Origin of the sequence: Paenisporosarcina cavernae (genome assembly GCF_003595195.1) — a bacterium.
In the GTDB taxonomy this organism is placed as follows: Bacteria; Bacillota; Bacilli; order Bacillales_A; family Planococcaceae; genus Paenisporosarcina; species Paenisporosarcina cavernae.
This window is the reverse complement of record NZ_CP032418.1, coordinates 1,941,297-1,957,951: the sequence shown is the minus strand read 5'-3', so window position 1 is coordinate 1,957,951 and position 16,655 is coordinate 1,941,297. Positions and strand designations below refer to the sequence as shown.

At 40.3% G+C, this 16,655-nt stretch carries 17 protein-coding genes; 9 read left to right on the top strand and 8 right to left on the bottom strand.

Going from position 1 to position 16,655, the window contains the following annotated elements; all coding sequences use genetic code 11:
* Window positions 1–92: 92 nt before the first annotated feature.
* Window positions 93–1,178 (bottom strand): ribosome small subunit-dependent GTPase A, encoded by a 1,086-nt coding sequence (rsgA, locus tag D3873_RS10070; RefSeq protein ID WP_119883915.1) that lies wholly within the window; start codon window positions 1,176–1,178, stop codon window positions 93–95.
* A gap of 369 nt (window positions 1,179–1,547) precedes the next feature.
* On the opposite strand from rsgA, the gene D3873_RS10065 reads away from it, so the two are divergent.
* Entirely contained in the window at window positions 1,548–1,769 is a 222-nt protein-coding gene (locus tag D3873_RS10065; RefSeq protein WP_119883914.1) for a hypothetical protein, read from the top strand.
* Between the two features lie 58 nt (window positions 1,770–1,827).
* Here D3873_RS10065 and D3873_RS10060 read toward each other — a convergent pair whose 3' ends face one another.
* From D3873_RS10060 to D3873_RS10050, 3 genes are all read right to left on the bottom strand, one after another.
* Complete coding sequence (locus tag D3873_RS10060; RefSeq protein WP_119883913.1) at window positions 1,828–2,283, bottom strand: hypothetical protein; 456 nt, start codon at window positions 2,281–2,283, stop codon at window positions 1,828–1,830.
* Window positions 2,284–2,469: 186 nt separating this feature from the next.
* Window positions 2,470–3,360: a cation diffusion facilitator family transporter gene (locus D3873_RS10055; protein ID WP_119883912.1), complete on the bottom strand. Its 891-nt coding sequence runs from the start codon at window positions 3,358–3,360 to the stop codon at window positions 2,470–2,472.
* 67 nt (window positions 3,361–3,427) lie between these two features.
* Entirely contained in the window at window positions 3,428–4,768 is a 1,341-nt protein-coding gene (locus tag D3873_RS10050; protein ID WP_205536259.1) for a hemolysin family protein, read from the bottom strand.
* Between the two features lie 136 nt (window positions 4,769–4,904).
* Between D3873_RS10050 and chrA the strand changes: the two genes are divergently transcribed.
* The 3 genes from chrA to kynB are packed head-to-tail and all read left to right on the top strand — an operon-like array spanning window position 4,905 to window position 7,997.
* Window positions 4,905–6,089, top strand: coding sequence for a chromate efflux transporter (gene chrA / locus D3873_RS10045; protein ID WP_205536258.1), 1,185 nt, complete (start codon window positions 4,905–4,907; stop codon window positions 6,087–6,089).
* An 18-nt stretch (window positions 6,090–6,107) separates the two neighbouring features.
* Entirely contained in the window at window positions 6,108–7,376 is a 1,269-nt protein-coding gene (kynU, locus tag D3873_RS10040) for a kynureninase (RefSeq protein ID WP_119883910.1), read from the top strand.
* Window positions 7,377–7,997, top strand: a complete 621-nt coding sequence (gene kynB / locus D3873_RS10035) for an arylformamidase (RefSeq protein WP_119883909.1) — start codon at window positions 7,377–7,379, stop codon at window positions 7,995–7,997.
* Window positions 7,998–8,061: 64 nt separating this feature from the next.
* Here the strand turns inward: kynB and D3873_RS10030 are convergent, their stop codons facing one another.
* The 3 genes from D3873_RS10030 to D3873_RS13445 all read right to left on the bottom strand — a co-directional run bounded on the left by D3873_RS10030 (window position 8,062) and on the right by D3873_RS13445 (window position 10,299).
* Window positions 8,062–9,363, bottom strand: coding sequence for a cryptochrome/photolyase family protein (locus D3873_RS10030; protein ID WP_119883908.1), 1,302 nt, complete (start codon window positions 9,361–9,363; stop codon window positions 8,062–8,064).
* Window positions 9,364–9,632: 269 nt separating this feature from the next.
* A complete protein-coding gene (locus D3873_RS10025) occupies window positions 9,633–10,127 on the bottom strand; it encodes a universal stress protein (RefSeq protein ID WP_119883907.1) in 495 nt (164 codons plus the stop codon).
* 19 nt (window positions 10,128–10,146) lie between these two features.
* Complete coding sequence (locus D3873_RS13445; RefSeq protein WP_162920183.1) at window positions 10,147–10,299, bottom strand: hypothetical protein; 153 nt, start codon at window positions 10,297–10,299, stop codon at window positions 10,147–10,149.
* Between the two features lie 478 nt (window positions 10,300–10,777).
* Here D3873_RS13445 and D3873_RS10020 point away from each other — a divergent pair, with 478 nt between their 5' ends.
* Both D3873_RS10020 and D3873_RS10015 read left to right on the top strand, forming a co-directional pair.
* Complete coding sequence (locus tag D3873_RS10020) at window positions 10,778–12,520, top strand: ABC transporter ATP-binding protein (protein ID WP_119883906.1); 1,743 nt, start codon at window positions 10,778–10,780, stop codon at window positions 12,518–12,520.
* Window positions 12,517–14,271, top strand: coding sequence for an ABC transporter ATP-binding protein (locus D3873_RS10015; RefSeq protein WP_119883905.1), 1,755 nt, complete (start codon window positions 12,517–12,519; stop codon window positions 14,269–14,271). The genes D3873_RS10020 and D3873_RS10015 overlap by 4 nt, the downstream gene beginning before the upstream one ends.
* Window positions 14,272–14,425: 154 nt before the next feature.
* On the opposite strand, the gene D3873_RS10010 is transcribed toward D3873_RS10015, so the two are convergent.
* Complete coding sequence (locus D3873_RS10010) at window positions 14,426–14,629, bottom strand: YheE family protein (RefSeq protein ID WP_119883904.1); 204 nt, start codon at window positions 14,627–14,629, stop codon at window positions 14,426–14,428.
* 73 nt (window positions 14,630–14,702) lie between these two features.
* Here D3873_RS10010 and D3873_RS10005 point away from each other — a divergent pair, with 73 nt between their 5' ends.
* From D3873_RS10005 to D3873_RS09995, 3 genes are read left to right on the top strand one after another with little or no spacing between them, the layout of a single operon-like run.
* Window positions 14,703–15,095, top strand: coding sequence for a ferritin-like domain-containing protein (locus D3873_RS10005; protein WP_119883903.1), 393 nt, complete (start codon window positions 14,703–14,705; stop codon window positions 15,093–15,095).
* Between the two features lie 51 nt (window positions 15,096–15,146).
* Entirely contained in the window at window positions 15,147–16,295 is a 1,149-nt protein-coding gene (locus tag D3873_RS10000) for a DUF445 domain-containing protein (protein ID WP_119883902.1), read from the top strand.
* 11 nt (window positions 16,296–16,306) lie between these two features.
* Complete coding sequence (locus D3873_RS09995) at window positions 16,307–16,654, top strand: YlbF/YmcA family competence regulator (protein ID WP_119883901.1); 348 nt, start codon at window positions 16,307–16,309, stop codon at window positions 16,652–16,654.
* Window position 16,655 lies beyond the last annotated feature (1 nt).

Sequence of the window (16,655 nt, the reverse complement as noted above, 5' to 3'; positions counted from 1 at the left end):
GGAATGATTAAGAGGAGAATGAGTTTAAACAAGTAGTAATCGAGATAAGAAAATGTCTGTCGTTGCTACTTTGTCTCGAAGAAAATCTCAATTTACCTTTTTTTCGTTGGACGAAGTCGGGCTTCTTTCGTACGTTGCTTCCATTTGTTGCGCTCTGCTAGCTGCGCAGCAGCATCATTTTTCCGTTCGATATACGCTAATTCTCGTTTCAGTTTTTCATAGCTTGTAAACCGCTCTTGTGGAAGATCTCCGTTCTGCAGTGCTTCTTGAACAGCGCATCCAGCTTGCCCTTTAGAATGATCACAATCCCGGAAACGACAATTATTCGCAAACCCTTCCACGTCTTTAAATCCTGAATCTAAGCTGTCGCTATTATCCCATAACTGAAATTCTCGCATACCAGGAGTGTCAATTAGTAATCCGCCACCAGGAAGTTTAACTAACTCTCGGTGCGTCGTTGTATGCTTTCCTTTTGCATCGTCTTCACGAATACCTTGAACAGCCATTATTTCATTCCCACTTAATGCATTAATTAAGGACGACTTTCCGACACCAGATGAACCGAGAAGAGCTGCTGTTTTTTGATCGTTCAATAACTCTTGGATTTGGTCAATACCTTCCGCTGTAACACTACTTACAGCCACTACTGGAACGCCAAAAGCGATACTTTCGACTTGATCGAGGTAATAGGACGGATCGTCACAGACATCCTTTTTCGTCAGCACAATTACTGGGTTTGCTCCCGAATCCCAAGCCGCAACTAAATAACGCTCTAATCGGCGTAAGTTAAAATCTTGATTCATCGACGTGACAAGAAAGACGATATCCACATTCACCGCAACGATTTGTTCAACGGATGTCTCACCTGCTACTTTTCGAGAAAAAATGGAGGTACGAGGCAACGTTGCATGAATAATCGCCTTTTCTTCACCTGGCATTTTCTCTACAGAAACCCAGTCACCGACTGCTGGATAGTCTCGTCTTGTGCTCGATTGATGCATATAAGATCCTGACAACGTTGCAAGCCACTCACCATCAGAAGAGACAACTTTGTAGATATGTTTATGTTCCAACACGACACGCGCGGGTTGAACTGTTTTCTTTTTTGATGTTTCTATTTGTTGCATCCATTTTTCTTCCCAAGATGCTTTCCAACCTAATTCTGTTAATAAATTCAATGTTATTCCTCCAATAAATGTATAAATAAAAAACCGTGGTCTGCGAATTAGGCAGCCACGGTTTTCTCACTTACATTCATAGAGAAATAAACTCACACGATCCATAGAAAAGTGGTGTGAGATACCGAGACTACGCCAATTCGTTTCATTACAATTGCGAATAAAGTTGTCATAATACCTCACCTGCTTTCCTTAAGTTATGCTAAGCGTATCAGAATAGAATCTTTCTTGTCAATGCTTTTTCTAGGAAATATGGAAGGTGTGGATAAATAAGCCAATGGTCATGGTTTCATCCAATATGGCTAGGGTATCTATTAATTAAGCAAGACAATCTAAAAAACACGACAACGAAAATGGAGGATTTAACTTATGAAACTTAACACAATCGCAGGCGAAAAATGGTGGAAAATTGGAGCAGCTGCATTTTTATCAGTAGGTTTACTTGCAGCTTGTGGTGATGGAGAAGATCAAGATAACGTAGACGAAGAAGAAATCCAAGATAATGTTGATGACGCTGAAAATGAAGTAGATCAAGAGATGGACGCTGAGCAAGAAGAAGATCAAATGGATGAAGAAGAAGACGCAGAATAAGCATGATAAAACGAACTCCAGAGTCGCTACCCGAAAAGGTAGTAACTCTGGAGTTTTATTATGGAGAAAGAAACTGGTTCTGGATCGTTGATTGAGTGAGCGAACTAGTAGAAAGAAATAAGCGAGCGTGTTCTAATCTTGCGGCAGGGTGTCCTAATGTTCGGTGAAAGTGTCCTAATGTTGCGGCAGAGTGTCCTAATGTTCGGTGAAAGTGTCCTAATGTTGCGGCAGAGTGTCCTAATGTTGGCCGAGAGTGTCCTAATGTTCGGCGAAAGTGTCCTAATGTTGCGGCAGAGTGTCCTAATGTTGCGGCAGAGTGTCCTAATGTTGCGGCAGAGTGTCCTAATGTTGCGCCAAAGTGTCCTAATGTTGAGGCAGAGTGTCCTAATGTTCGGTGAAAGTGTCCTAATGTTGCGGCAGAGTGTCCTAATGTTGCGGCAGAGTGTCCTAATGTTGCGGCAGAGTGTCCTAATGTTCGGCGAAAGTGTCTCAATGCCGTAGAAAAGTGTCCCAATCTTCACCTATAATGCCACGAAACAACTCCAACCTTCATTCTCTAGAACTTCCACCCACCTAAGTATCTTCAATTCCAACTTCTATTTTTCCCATTCGGTAGATTTTCGGCTTACCGAAAATCTTTTTATTCCCTTCAACCAATTAACTTCATTTCATTTCACTTAAGCGAAAAACCCCCTGTCGTCTATTCTAATTCGACGACAGGAGGTTCTTTATAGGGTTCGATGTGTACATGTACTACACATAAAGGTTTCAGGTGATGAATTTTCCGTTCAATGTCTTCTGTGATCCGGTGGCTTTCGACGACTGTAAGCTCGGGGGCAACAAGGACAGTTAAGTCAACGAACATCATATTACCATGTGTTCGTCCTTTAAAATCTTTTAATGCTAAAACGCCTTTTACTTTCGTGGTAAGGACAGAAAGTGTTTCGACTTCTTCTTCGTCAAATCCATCGGTTAAGGTGTGGACAGATTCAACGAAAATATCGAAGGCGGTTTTAATAATGAGTAAGCCAACGAGTAGTGCTGTTATCGTATCTATGATGGAGTAGCCGAATATTGCTGCAAGAATCCCGATGGTTGTTCCGATACTGACGAGGGCATCGGAGCGATTGTCATAGGCAGCTGCTTTTACAGCTGTGCTTTTTACTTTTTTGGAAAGGGCAAGGTTGTAGCGGTACACGATATACATGACGATTGCACTTCCAAATGCGACGGTTGCAGTTAAAAGTGATGGTTCTTGGTGTGTCGAGTGGAACATGCCTTGAACCGATTGAATGATTACTTGAATTCCGACTGCAAGCATGATGAAGGATGCTACGAGAGATGCGACAGTTTCCGCTCGTAAGTGTCCGTAGTGATGGTTTTGATCGGGTGGTTTTTGAGAAATTCGTAAGCCAACTAGAACGGCAATGGAGGCGATAATATCGGTTGCATTGTTTAGTCCGTCTGCTAGAAGCGCTTCTGAATTACCGACGTATCCTATGGTTAGTTTGATAGAGGAAAGGATAAGGTATGTGAAAATACTGACCCACGCACCTTTTTCTCCTTCGCGTAATTGTTTATATAGCTCCAAATTGTTTCCTCCTAGCAAGATTTCCGCCCATAAGAAAACGACTCCTACAATAAGTAGGAGTCGTGTACTATTCTTCTAGCGATTCTTGCATTTCTTCTAGTATCGTTTCGGAAGGGATTTTCTGTACTTCTAAATACAGAATATGATGACCTTCCATGTCTTTTACGGTAAATTCATAGTCTTGTTCCACGATTTTTTCACCGGTAATGGCTTCGAATTTCTTCGTCATAAACCATCCGCCAATCGTATCGATGTCTTCTTCATCTATCGTTGTACCTAGAATATCATTGACGTTTTCAATTAACATTTTTGCATCGAAAATGTAATGGTAATCTCCAAGTTTTTGTACATCTGGTACTTCATCGATATCAAATTCATCTCGAATATCTCCGACTATTTCTTCGATAATATCTTCGATGGTTACTAATCCAGAAGTTCCTCCATATTCGTCCATTAATACGGCCATATGGATACGTTCGCGTTGAATTTTCAGCAACAGTTCACTAATCGGGATTGTTTCAATTACTCGAATGATAGGTTGCATGAAATCCATCACTGGTTTGGAACCAGCATTGGAATCTTTTATATACGCAGTTAATAAGTTTTTCATGTTAATTAATCCAATTACATGATCCTTATCACCATCAGTTACAGGGTAACGTGTATATTGTTCGACGCCGATTTGTTCGAATACCTCGTTCAAGGTGGTGTCTTTGTCAATTGTACTCATTTCGGTACGTGGAGCCATAATTTCTTTTGCGACTCGATCATCGAATTCAAAGATTTTATTCACATATTTGTATTCTGACTGATTAATTTCTCCACCTTTAAAACTGTCAGACAAGATCATTCGTAGCTCTTCTTCTGTATGAGCCATCTCAGACTCGGATACAGGTTTCAAACCAAATAATCGAGTTAATCCTTGTGCGGAACCGTTTAAAAAGATAATGACTGGATACATTAATCGGTAAAATGCGATTAGTGGGGACGAAAACATTAAAGTGATTTCTTCCGATTTTTGAATAGCCATGGATTTTGGCGCTAATTCACCAACGACCACATGGACAAATGTTACGATAGAGAAAGCGATGATAAAGGAAATAATCGTCGATACATTTTCGCCTATCGAAAATTGTTCAAAAAGTGGATGTAACAAATCTTCAAATAAAGGTTCTCCTAACCAACCTAGTCCTAACGCGGTAATGGTAATTCCTAGCTGACAAGCAGATAAATACTCATCGAGATTGGAGATCACTTTTTTTGCTTTAATGGCCCGTTTATTACCTTCTGCGATCAATTGATCGATACGCGTTGTTCTAACTTTTACTATGGCAAACTCACTTGCAACGAAGAATGCCGTCATTGCGATTAAGACAGCAAATGCTGTCAACCGTATGGCAATTTCCAAAGAATTCCTTTGTTCCTGACCCAAATGAGGGGGAGAACAAAGTGTACACCTCCTATAGTGAAAAATACGTAATATTTATTATAATAAAAGAAGGAAAAGGAAAAGACAAATGTTTACTTTTAATGTGGGAGTGTAAATGGTGACCAAAAAGAAGATTTATCAAGAGATTTTGCAGGCTTCAACAAAATTAGGTCTGACCTCTTTTGGAGGACCAACTGCACATTTAGGCTATTTCCGCGAAGAATATGTGGAGAAACGGAAATGGTTGGATGATAAAGTATATGCCGATTTAGTCGCGTTATGCCAGTTCCTTCCGGGACCAGCAAGTTCACAAGTAGGAATATCCATTGGGATGCTTCGTGGTGGATTAATAGGTGGAATTTTATCTTGGATTGGATTTACGATTCCGTCTGTACTTTTACTCATGTTATTTGCATGGTCTATTATGCAAACAGGCTCTTTTGATAGTGGATGGATTCAAGGGTTAAAAATAGTGGCAGTAGCTGTTGTTGCGCAAGCCCTTTTAGGAATGAGTAAATCATTAACTCCGGATAAGCCACGCATAACGGTGGCAGTAATTGCCGCTTCACTTGCATTACTTATTCCAACTGCATGGGGACAAATTAGTATTATTTTACTCGCTGGACTATTTGGCGTCTTTTTTTACCGAAAAGAAGCGGTACCAGAGGCAGTAGATATTCCGCTTTCATTCGGCAAAAAAGCGGGTATACTTGCTTGGATTTTGTTTTTCGGTTTGCTAGTTTTGTTGCCGGTATTTCGACCAATCATTCAACAAACGTGGTTTTCAATTGTAGATATTTTCTACCGAGTCGGGTCCATTGTGTTTGGTGGTGGACACGTTGTTTTGCCAATGCTTGAGCGAGAAGTAGTGCCAACAGGGTTTTTAGGAGAAGAAGCATTTTTAGCAGGTTATGGAGCGGCGCAAGCAGTACCTGGCCCATTATTTACATTGTCCGGCTATTTAGGGCAATTTATGGGAGGATTTTCGGGAGCGGCGATTGCTGTCGTAGCGATGTTCTTACCTTCTTTCTTGTTATTAGTGGGAACATTACCGTTTTGGTCCATTATTCGAACGAAACCGCGTATACAAGCTGCACTTAAAGGCGTGAACGCAGCGGTCGTGGGAATATTACTCGCAGCGCTGTATGATCCTGTTTTTACAAGCGCGGTTACGGAAATGAAAGACTTTGTATTAGTATTAGTATCGTTTACATTATTAGTTGTGTATAAAATGGCGCCTTGGCTCGTTGTTTTAGTAACAGCAGTTATTGGTGCTTTGCAATATGCATTCTGGGGTTAAAGAATTGGGGGAAATGATATGACAACTCGTGAGCACGCACGAAAACTAGATGAGCAAGATCTACTCGCTTCGTATCGTCAAGAGTTTACGTTGCCAGATGGAAAACTATATATGGATGGAAATTCACTTGGACTAGCTCCGAAAAGAGGAGAGAAAGCTTTATTCCAAGTAGTGGAAAGCTGGAAAGAACACGCGATCGACGGTTGGACGGAAGGCGAAAATCCTTGGTTCACGTATACAGAAGCGTTAAATGCCTCGATGGCAAAGCTCATTGGAGCGAAAGCACATGAAGTCATGGTGACAGGCTCGATTACGGTCAATATCCACCAAATGCTTTCGACTTTTTATCAACCAACAAATGAGCGATCGATTCTTTTAGTGGATGAATTAAATTTCCCTTCAGATATTTATGCAGCGGAGTCACATGTGAAATTGCGCGGCTTACAACCAGAAAAAGTGTTACGAAAAGTGGCGAGTGAGGACGGGTATACGTTATCACTGGAAGCTATTTCGGCTGCCTTAACAGAAGAAGTGGCGGTGGTGTTATTGCCATCTGTTCTGTATCGTAGTGGGCAATTACTTGATATACAAAAAATCACGGCACTCGCACATGAACGAGGTATCATCGTCGGATTTGACCTTGCGCATTCCATCGGTTCGATACCGCATGACTTGCATGCGATTGGCGTCGATTTTGCTGTTTGGTGCAATTATAAATATGTCAATGGGGGGCCGGGTAGTGTAGGTGGGCTTTATATTCACGAAAGACACCATCACAAATTGCCTGGGCTCGCGGGGTGGTTTGGCTCGGATAAAGCAAAACAGTTTGATATGTCTCATGATTTCACAAAAGCTTCAGATGCTGGTGCGTACCAAATTGGAACACCACATATGTTTAGCCTTGCACCGATAAAAGGAAGTTTGGAATTATTTGATGAAGTTGGAATAGACGCAATTCGTGAAAAGTCCTTGCAGTTAACGACTTTATTGCGTGATATGGTAGAGCAACGTTTGAGTAAATTTGGTGTAAAGGATGTCACACCAATTGCTAACGAGTCTAGAGGAGGTCACATCGCGCTTGCGCATCCGGAAGCTGCTCGTATTTGTAAAGCATTGAAAGAAGCGAATGTGATTCCAGACTTTCGTGCTCCAGATATTATTCGATTAGCGCCAATTAGTTTCTATACCAGTTTTGAAGAAGTGGTCGGAATGGTCGAACGACTAGAAAAGATTATGCAAGAAGAAACATATAAAAAGTTCTCGAATGAACGAAATGTGGTGGCGTAAGTGAAAATTTACGATATATCGATGACGTTAAATACTGAGACAGCAGAATGGGAAGGCGATACACCATTTCAATTCGAACTTGCCTGGACGAAAGAACAATCTGGCTCGGTGAATGTGGGGAAAATCACGACTAGTACTCATATTGGTACGCATATTGATGCACCGTTCCATTTCCAAGAAGATGGATTAAAGGTGGAGCAATTGCCGCTTGAGAATTATGTCACGAATGCGGTCATTGTGGATGTGAGAGGTAAAACACTCATTACCGAGAGTGACTTACCTACAACATTGGAGGCAAATGTTAAAGCAGTATTGTTTCATACCGATGCGTGGAAGGATCGAACGGTCTTTCCCAAAGAGATTCCAGTATTTCATGAAAATGTAGTCGACTGGATGACAAAACATCTTGTCACTCTATTCGGTGTCGATTTACCATCAGTCGATCCTATTACAAGTAAGGATTTACCGTTCCATCATCGCCTAGCGAAAGCGGGAAAGTACATACTTGAAGGAATTGTCCTAGGGGATTTAACCGATGGGGTATACGAGTTAATTGCGTTGCCTCTTAAAATAGAAGGGGCAGATGGAAGTCCCGTACGAGCAATATTAATCGAGCGATAAGAAAAGACTTTCTGGAAAGTATCACGTCCTTAGAAGTAGGGCAATTTCTTTCCAGAAAGTTTTTTTAATCGCGATTTTTCACTTCTTCATATGCTAGTAAAGCGCGTTTCCTACCTGCATCATGTGACACAATCGGATTTTCTTCATACGAATTAGGTAACCATTCTTTTTGATACAACCCATTCGAATCAAACTTTTCCGCTTGTAAGTATGGATTGAAAATACGAAAATAAGGTGCCGCATCAGCTCCACATCCAGATGCCCATTGCCAACCGAATATATTATTCGCAATATCTGCATCAATTAGAGTGTCCCAAAACCACGCCATCCCTTTCCGGTAATCGAGTAATAAATGCTTCGTCAAATAGCTCGCCACATTCATACGAACTCGGTTGTGCATATATCCTGTTTCCCAAAGTTCTTTCATTCCTGCATCGACAAGAGGAATGCCAGTTTCTCCTTTTTTCCATGCTGTTAAGTGTTCCGCGTTTTCCTGCCATGGAAAATGTGCAAAAGCGGGATTTAAAGGCGAGTGAAGTGTTTTTGGGAAATGAAATAAAATATGATACGCAAATTCTCTCCAAAATAGTTGGCGGATAAATGGTTCCGCAACACTTTCCGCTTGTTGCAACAAATAGTGATACATGCTTCGAACAGACAAAGCCCCAACTGCTAGATAAGGTGATAACTCAGAAGATCCGTGTTGTATGGGGAAATCTCTTGCCACTTTATATCGTGCTATTTTTTCATGAACAAATACTTTTAGTTGTTGGATGGCTTCTTCCTCGCCAGCCATCCAGTGAACATCGATTTTATCCGTCCAAGAATGATGGGGGTGTAGATTTAAGGACTCTATGTTAGAAGAAACAGTCGCTATTGAAGTGATGTGAGCGAATGTCGCTTCTTGAACAGCTTTTACTGCTGCAGGTACGACTTTCTGTCGAGCATTTTTATAAAAAGGGGAAAAAACTTTATAAGGATCCCCGTTTTCTTTCGTCGTTTTCCAAGGAGGAAGAAGGAGTGAGCCTTCAAATGATCGAACGTTGGGGTGTGATTTTTCGAGTACTGCATCTCGACTAAAATGATCTGGGTGATACGAACGATGAAAATATATCGCATCCACATGTTCTTTTATTGTAGCGATTGTTTTCACTAAGTTTTGTGTGGAGAAATACAGCGTCCCTCCCATTTCAGTAAGCGACTTCTGTAAACCGAGTAAATTTTTATGTGTCCAATATCGAAATGCCGTTCCTAACCCTTCTTCCATCACATAAATTGGAAGTATTTCACCGTGTTGTGCAGCTGTCATAAGAGCAGGATGATCATGTAAGCGTAAATCGTTTCGAAATAATACCGCGATTTTCAAATGAAATCCTCCTTGCAATAGGTATGTAACGAGTAGCTTGAAACATAGTATACGAGAAAAAGTGCTACATCAACATTTTAAGTAGGCTAGATTACAATTGGCCGACGCTGGAATGAAAAAAATGGCTTTAAAAGGGTCGAAGAGTTGTTGAAAAGAGTCAACATCTTTCCACATCCCACGCTTGAAGAGGCTGGATTTTAAGCAATTCAAAAAACCAGAATCCCATGCATCAATTGTAGGATTCTGGCATATAAAACGTATGAGGCCGATTATTTTATGACAATGACGGTGCAGGGAGAATCTTTCACAATTTTTTCACTAACGGATCCTAAGAAAAATTTTTGGATTCCAGATTTCCCGCTATTGCCAACGACGATTGCATCCATTTCTTCCTGTTCCGCTAAATCCGTTAACGCACGTGCAGGATGGCCATCAATTGCAACTACGGAATAGTGTTGAACACCTGACGCCACTAGCTGTTGCTCAATAGTTTCCTTCATTTGCTCTGCGTACTCTCTTGCAAAATGCAAAGGAGAGTCCGGATTCGTTTCAGGAAGCGGTGGTGGCGTACTGACTTCCGTTAAAATAGGAGCAGAACCCACTTGTTGATTGCTATACGATAAATCTCCACCGACGACATCTTCGTTAATATAAGCGACTGTTAAATGACTAGCCGCATGAAGGTTCGTAAGCTCGATTGCCTTTGTTAACGCATGACGACTGCCTTCAGATCCGTCATAACCTACTAATAGTTTGTCAAACATACCATCACAAGCCTTTCAGTTAAGTAAACATTGGGAAAACATACGAGATTAAAAACCATAAAATTCCAAAGAAAATAATAATATACGCTGCATATTTAATGAATGTTGCACCGACTAATCCAGTATTTTGTCTTTCTTCGCGGTGAACCTCTACTCTTTTTTCTTCTTCCATTTGAAACACTCCTTTTCCCGTAGGATGAATTTACTTTTGAAATACCCTTTCTCAAATTTGTGTAAACCACTACACAATTGCGAATCAATTCTTTTTTCAAAAAATTGTTGACTTTTAAAAAATAAGCGTGCTACTCTTGAAAAGAAATCAAAACGAGGAAAAGGAGGTACGTGTCATGAAAAAATTAGTGGTTCTTTTATCCAATTCCATAATCTTGCCGTACCAGCCTTTGAGCATCTAATTACGATACTTTATAGGCACAGGTACGCGCCTGTCCCTATTTTCCCAGAGCACATGCCCGGAAAAGGGTATGTGTTTTTTTGCGTTTATAGATTTCCATTTTTTAGCATTAAAAGATGTCTTTCATTCACAAAAAAGGAGACGAGGAAGATGAACTACACAATGGCAAAGCAAATTTTCATGAAAGAAACACAAGATGGCGACTAGCGAAAGACAATAGAGAGAGAAGGTAATCAGCATGTTTAGCGTATTATTTAAATTAAGTTATTTTTTCAAAGAAAATTGGAAACGGTACACAATTGCCATTGGATTATTGATGGTAACAAACGTGATCGAAGTTATTCCTCCATGGCTTGTAGGTTCTGCTATCGATTCGATTTATGGCGACACGCTTACAACGAAACTATTAATGTCCTTTATAGTGGCGCTTATTTTTGTCACGGTTTTAAATTATACAAGTAACTTCATCTGGCAATATCAATTGTTCGGCGGGGCCTATGTGATAGAAAAACAACTACGTTCACGATTAATGGGACAATTTCTAAAAATGACGCCGACATTTTACGAGAAAAACAGAACTGGCGATTTAATGGCGCGAGCAACGAATGATTTAAAAGCAGTATCTGTCACGGCAGGATTCGGGATATTAACATTAGTCGATTCTTCGTTATATATGCTGACAATTTTAGTGACAATGGGAATTCTCGTCAGCTGGAAGTTAACATTTGCGGCTTTACTTCCACTACCGATTCTCGCGATCGTCATGCAAATCCTTGGAAAACGTATTCATGAGCGTTACATGAAAGCGCAAGATGCTTTTGGGGATATGAATGATTCGGTGTTAGAAGCGGTTGCAGGTGTTCGAGTCATTCGTGCGTATGTTCAAGAGCGAGCTTCTGAAAAGCAATTTGCAGCTATGACAGAAGATGTTTATCAAAAGAACATGAAAGTAGAACGAATTGATGCATTGTTTAATCCGATTACGAAAATTTTAACCGGTATTTCGTACATGATTGGATTAGGTTACGGGGCTGTACTCGTTTCGAATGGTGCGATGACATTAGGTGATTTAGTTTCGTTTAACGTTTATTTAACCATGATTATTTGGCCAATGTTTGCTATTGGGGAATTAATCAATGTCATGCAACGAGGTAACGCATCGCTCGACCGCGTACAAGAAACGCTTGACTATGAGGAAGATGTGAAAGATCCTAAGCACCCGGTGGAATTAACAACGCCATCTACTATTCAATTTTCTTCTGTTTCATTTCAATATCCAACGTCATCGACGATTAACTTAGATGGCCTCAATCTGGAGTTGGAAAAAGGGAAGACTCTTGGAATTGTAGGGAAAACGGGAAGTGGGAAAACCACTTTTATGAAACAATTGCTAAGAGAATATCCAACGGGAGACGGTACGCTTTCTGTTTCGAATGTTCCTATACAAGAACAAACGAAGGAACAAATTCGAAATTGGATTGGCTATGTACCACAAGACCATGTTTTATTCTCACGAACCGTTCGAGAAAATATTCTTTTTGGGCATCCTGATGCAACGGAAAAAGATATTGAGGAAGCAATTCGCTTGTCCTATTTCCGAAAAGATTTGGAAATGTTGCCTCTCGGACTTGAAACACTAGTTGGAGAAAAAGGAGTAGCACTCTCTGGTGGGCAGAAGCAACGTATTTCCATTGCGAGAGCACTCATTAAAAATCCAGAATTACTCTTACTTGATGATTCACTTTCCGCAGTAGATGCGAAGACGGAAGCAAAAATTATTGAAAACATTCAACAAGAACGTCAAGGGAAAACCACGATCATCACAACTCATCGTCTTTCTGCGATTCAACATGCAGATTGGATTATTGTGTTAGATGACGGGAAAATTGTGGAACAAGGAACTCATGAAAGTTTACTAGAAAATGCGGGATGGTATAAAGAGCAATTCGACCGTCAGCAGTTAGAGGAGGTGTCCTCATGAGTACAAGAAAACAATTGTGGCAATATGCCATGCATTATAAAAAACTCCTGTTTACAGGAATAGGACTTCTTGCGATTGCAGTCGCTGCGGATTTAGCAGGACCGTTAATTGCAAAAAAAATTATTGATGATCATATTGCGGGTGCTACTGGGGGAATAGACTTCGGTCCGATCGCTTGGTTATTAGGCATATTTTTTGCTACGACGATTGTTGCAGCGATTTTTCGGTACGGAGAATATTTAACACTACAAAATGCAGCAAATCGGATTATACAAAAGATGCGAAACGATGTGTATGGACATATTCAAACATTGCCGATTCGTTATTTTGATAATTTACCGGCAGGGAAAGTCGTCGCACGTATTACAAATGATACGGAAGCCATTCGGGAATTATATGTGACGGTCCTTTCTCAATTTGCTTCTGGCATTATGTACATTACAGGTATTTACATCGCTCTATTTTTCCTCGATTGGAAAATGGCGAGTCTTGCGTTAATCGTCGTGCCATTACTCATTGTATGGATGAAGTTTTACCGAGTCTATGCGTCGAAATACAATCACATCATTCGTGAAAAAGTCAGTGAAATGAATGCGATGATTAACGAATCGATTCAAGGGATGACCATTATTCAGGCGTTCCGTCGTGAGAAACAAATGCAAGCTGAATTTGAAGAAATGAATGAAGAGCACTACAGCTATCAAAACAAATTGCTCTATTTAGATGCCGGCACGTCTCATAACTTGGTCGGTGCCATCCGCTCAATGACGTTTGTATTATTCATCTGGTATTTTGGTGGGGCAAGTTTGAATGCAACTTCTGCCATTTCAGTAGGGGTATTGTACGCATTTGTCGATTACATCACACGATTATTTAATCCAGTGACAGGTATGGTCAATCAATTAGCCAAATTAGAACAAGCACTTGTTGCAAGTGAGCGCGTATTCCGTTTACTTTCTCGTCAAGGGGAGCCAGTAAATGATGAAAAGGTTGCTCGTTACGAAGGAAATGTTCGTTTTGAGGATGTTTGGTTTGCTTACAATGAAGAAGAGTATGTATTGAAAAATATTTCGTTTGAAGCAAAAAAAGGAGAGACAGTCGCTCTAGTAGGTCATACAGGTTCTGGAAAAAGTTCGATTATGAATTTGCTCTTCCGATTCTACGACGTTTCCAAAGGTGCTATTACCATTGATGGTCAAAATATTCAAGAACTCTCCAGACAAACGGTTCGAGATCATATGGGAATCGTCTTGCAAGATCCGTATTTATTTACAGGAACCATTGCGACGAATGTCAGCTTAGAGGATCCTAGAATTTCAAGGGAACGAGTGCAGGCTGCACTTGACGCAGTTGGCGGGGATCGAGTGCTGAAAAATTTACCTGGTGGAATAGATGAACCGGTAATAGAAAAGGGAAGTACGTTGTCCTCCGGTCAGCGTCAATTAATCTCATTCGCACGGGCATTAGCATTTGACCCAGCAATTCTCATATTAGACGAAGCGACATCTAATATAGATACGGAGACAGAAGAAATTATCCAGCATGCAATGGACGTCTTGAAAAAAGGTCGAACAACATTTATTATTGCTCACCGACTATCGACGATTAAAAATGCAGATAAAATTCTTGTCCTTGATCGTGGAGAAATCGTAGAACAAGGATCCCATGATGAACTTATTGCGCTCGGTGGAAAGTATGAACACATGTATCAGCTTCAATCAGGCTCCAATTTCTCTATTACAGCAAGTTAAAAAACAGCTCGGATCCTCGGATTCGGGCTGTTTTTGTTTGCTAGGAATGAACTGCCAGCTAGAAAGTAGGAGTTCTTAATGTTTACTTGGTATCTACATGCGGAAGTTCCGATGATCAATCGACAACTACATGTCGTTCATATTTCCGATGACCTCAATCATATACATGAAACAGCATTAACTCATGCACCATCTTTTCGACAGTTTCGAGGTTATCAGGCGCCTCACCATGCCAAGAAATAGCACCATCTTTTTGGTAATCAGCCGTAAATTTTTTGGATTGATAATAAAATGAGATAATCCAACCGGGCAAACTCTTATTTTCATACATTGGCTTAAATTGAAAATGTTGTAGCATGACAAACTCCTTTCATGATGACTACTCCTATTACATATAGTGCTAGAAACAATACAAATGGGAGTGTGTCGATTTGTTTATAATAGACCTTGAAAAAGCGATTCATGATGAATACCATGATTATTATACGTACAAATATTTAGAGAAAATGACGGATAATACAATGTTTCAGCATTTCATTAACCATGCAAAAGAAGATGAACGGACGCATTATGAAATGTTTCAACAACTCTATTATATGTTGACGGGGCGATTTGTTCAAAATCTTGTTAAACCGGATAAACCAACAAACTTTCACGAAACAGTGAAGAAATCATTGGAAAATGAGCTACATGCGACGGATTTTTACAAAGAAATGTTTTTAGAAATCCCCATCCCACAGGCTTACGCTCCGATGTTCATCGCGATGCACGATGAAATGGAACACGCCATTCGCTTTTCGACAATCTATAATGCAAGGCAATAGCAGCTTATTTTTGCTATAATGGTCATTAGTTTGAAGAAAAAGGTGACCATGATGGAAATAGTATGGATGATAATTTTTATGGCATTTATAGGTGCCTTAATTGGTGGGTTCACCAATCATTTGGCCATTAAAATGCTTTTTCGCCCGCACGAAGCAAAATATATTGGATCTTTTCGCATTCCATTTACGCCGGGATTAATACCAAAGCGTCGAGATGAGCTGGCTAAACAGCTAGGACGAACGGTTTCGGAACATTTGCTGACACCCGAAACGTTCAAACGACGCTTCTTTTCATTGGAAATGAAAGACAAAGTCGCAAGTTACGTTGCAAGTCTCACAGCAAAACATGTTTTTGCGTCTCCAAAATCGATAAATGATTGGCTACAATTAGCAGAAGTAAAAGATGCTTCTACACGAGTTAATACACTTGTTGCCAATCAAGTACACGCAAAAATCACTTCCTTACAAGCGCAAATCACGTCAAAGTCGATTCGCGAGTTAGCTCCTTCTGAATGGCAATTAGTAGCGGAAGAGAAAATACCAGAAATCGCCACGTACATGCTAACAAAAGGCTCTGATTACTTTGCTTCTGATGAAGGAAAAGCGACTATTAAACGAATGTTAGATGATTTTCTGTCTTCGAAAGGAACATTTGGAGGCATGATTCAAATGTTCATGGGGGATTCGCATTCTATTGTGGAACGAATTCAACCTGAATTGCAGAAATTCATGCAAGCTCCAGGGACCTTTGAGTTAATTGTTCGTCTTATTCGCACTGAATGGGAAAAACTGCGGGATCGACCTATTTCGGAATTAGTAGGAGAGTTAGATTTATCTCCTATTTCTGCTAAAGTGACCGAATATATCAAGCAGGAGTTAGCAATGGAAGAACGACTAAACTTGCCACTTTCACATTACTGGCCAACGGGACAAGCGTGGGTCGAGAAAAACGTCATGCCTAGACTCCTTGATACGGTATTTGTCACTGCAGAAAGAGAGTTAGCTACCGTGATTGAAAAGTTACAGTTGGAAGAACTAGTTCGTGAGCAAGTCGATACTTTTCCCGTTCAACGACTAGAAGATTTAGTATTAGGAATATCAAAGCGAGAATTTAAAATGATTACAGTACTTGGCGCTATACTTGGCGGTCTAATTGGAATTATCCAAGGCGTCATCGTCACACTATTTAATGTTCTATAGGAGGAATTAACATGTCAGTAAACATTTATGATGATATCAATCGATTAGAAGGTACATTACGTCAAACCACAGAATTCACAGCATTACAACACGCAGTGGACGCCGTAAAATCCGATGAAGAAGCATTAGCATTATTTAAAAGTTTTCGTGATTTACAAATGAAACTTCAAGACAAGCAAATGAAAGGCGAAGAGATTTCTGGTGAAGAGCTAGAATACTTCCAAAAGACAGCGCAGCTAGCACAAGGAAATGAAAAAATCGAAAAAATGCTTCATGCAGAGATGGCACTTAGTGGGTTAATTGAAGAAGTGAACCGCGTATTAATGAAACCAGTGCAAGCAATTTACGAGGGAATATAGA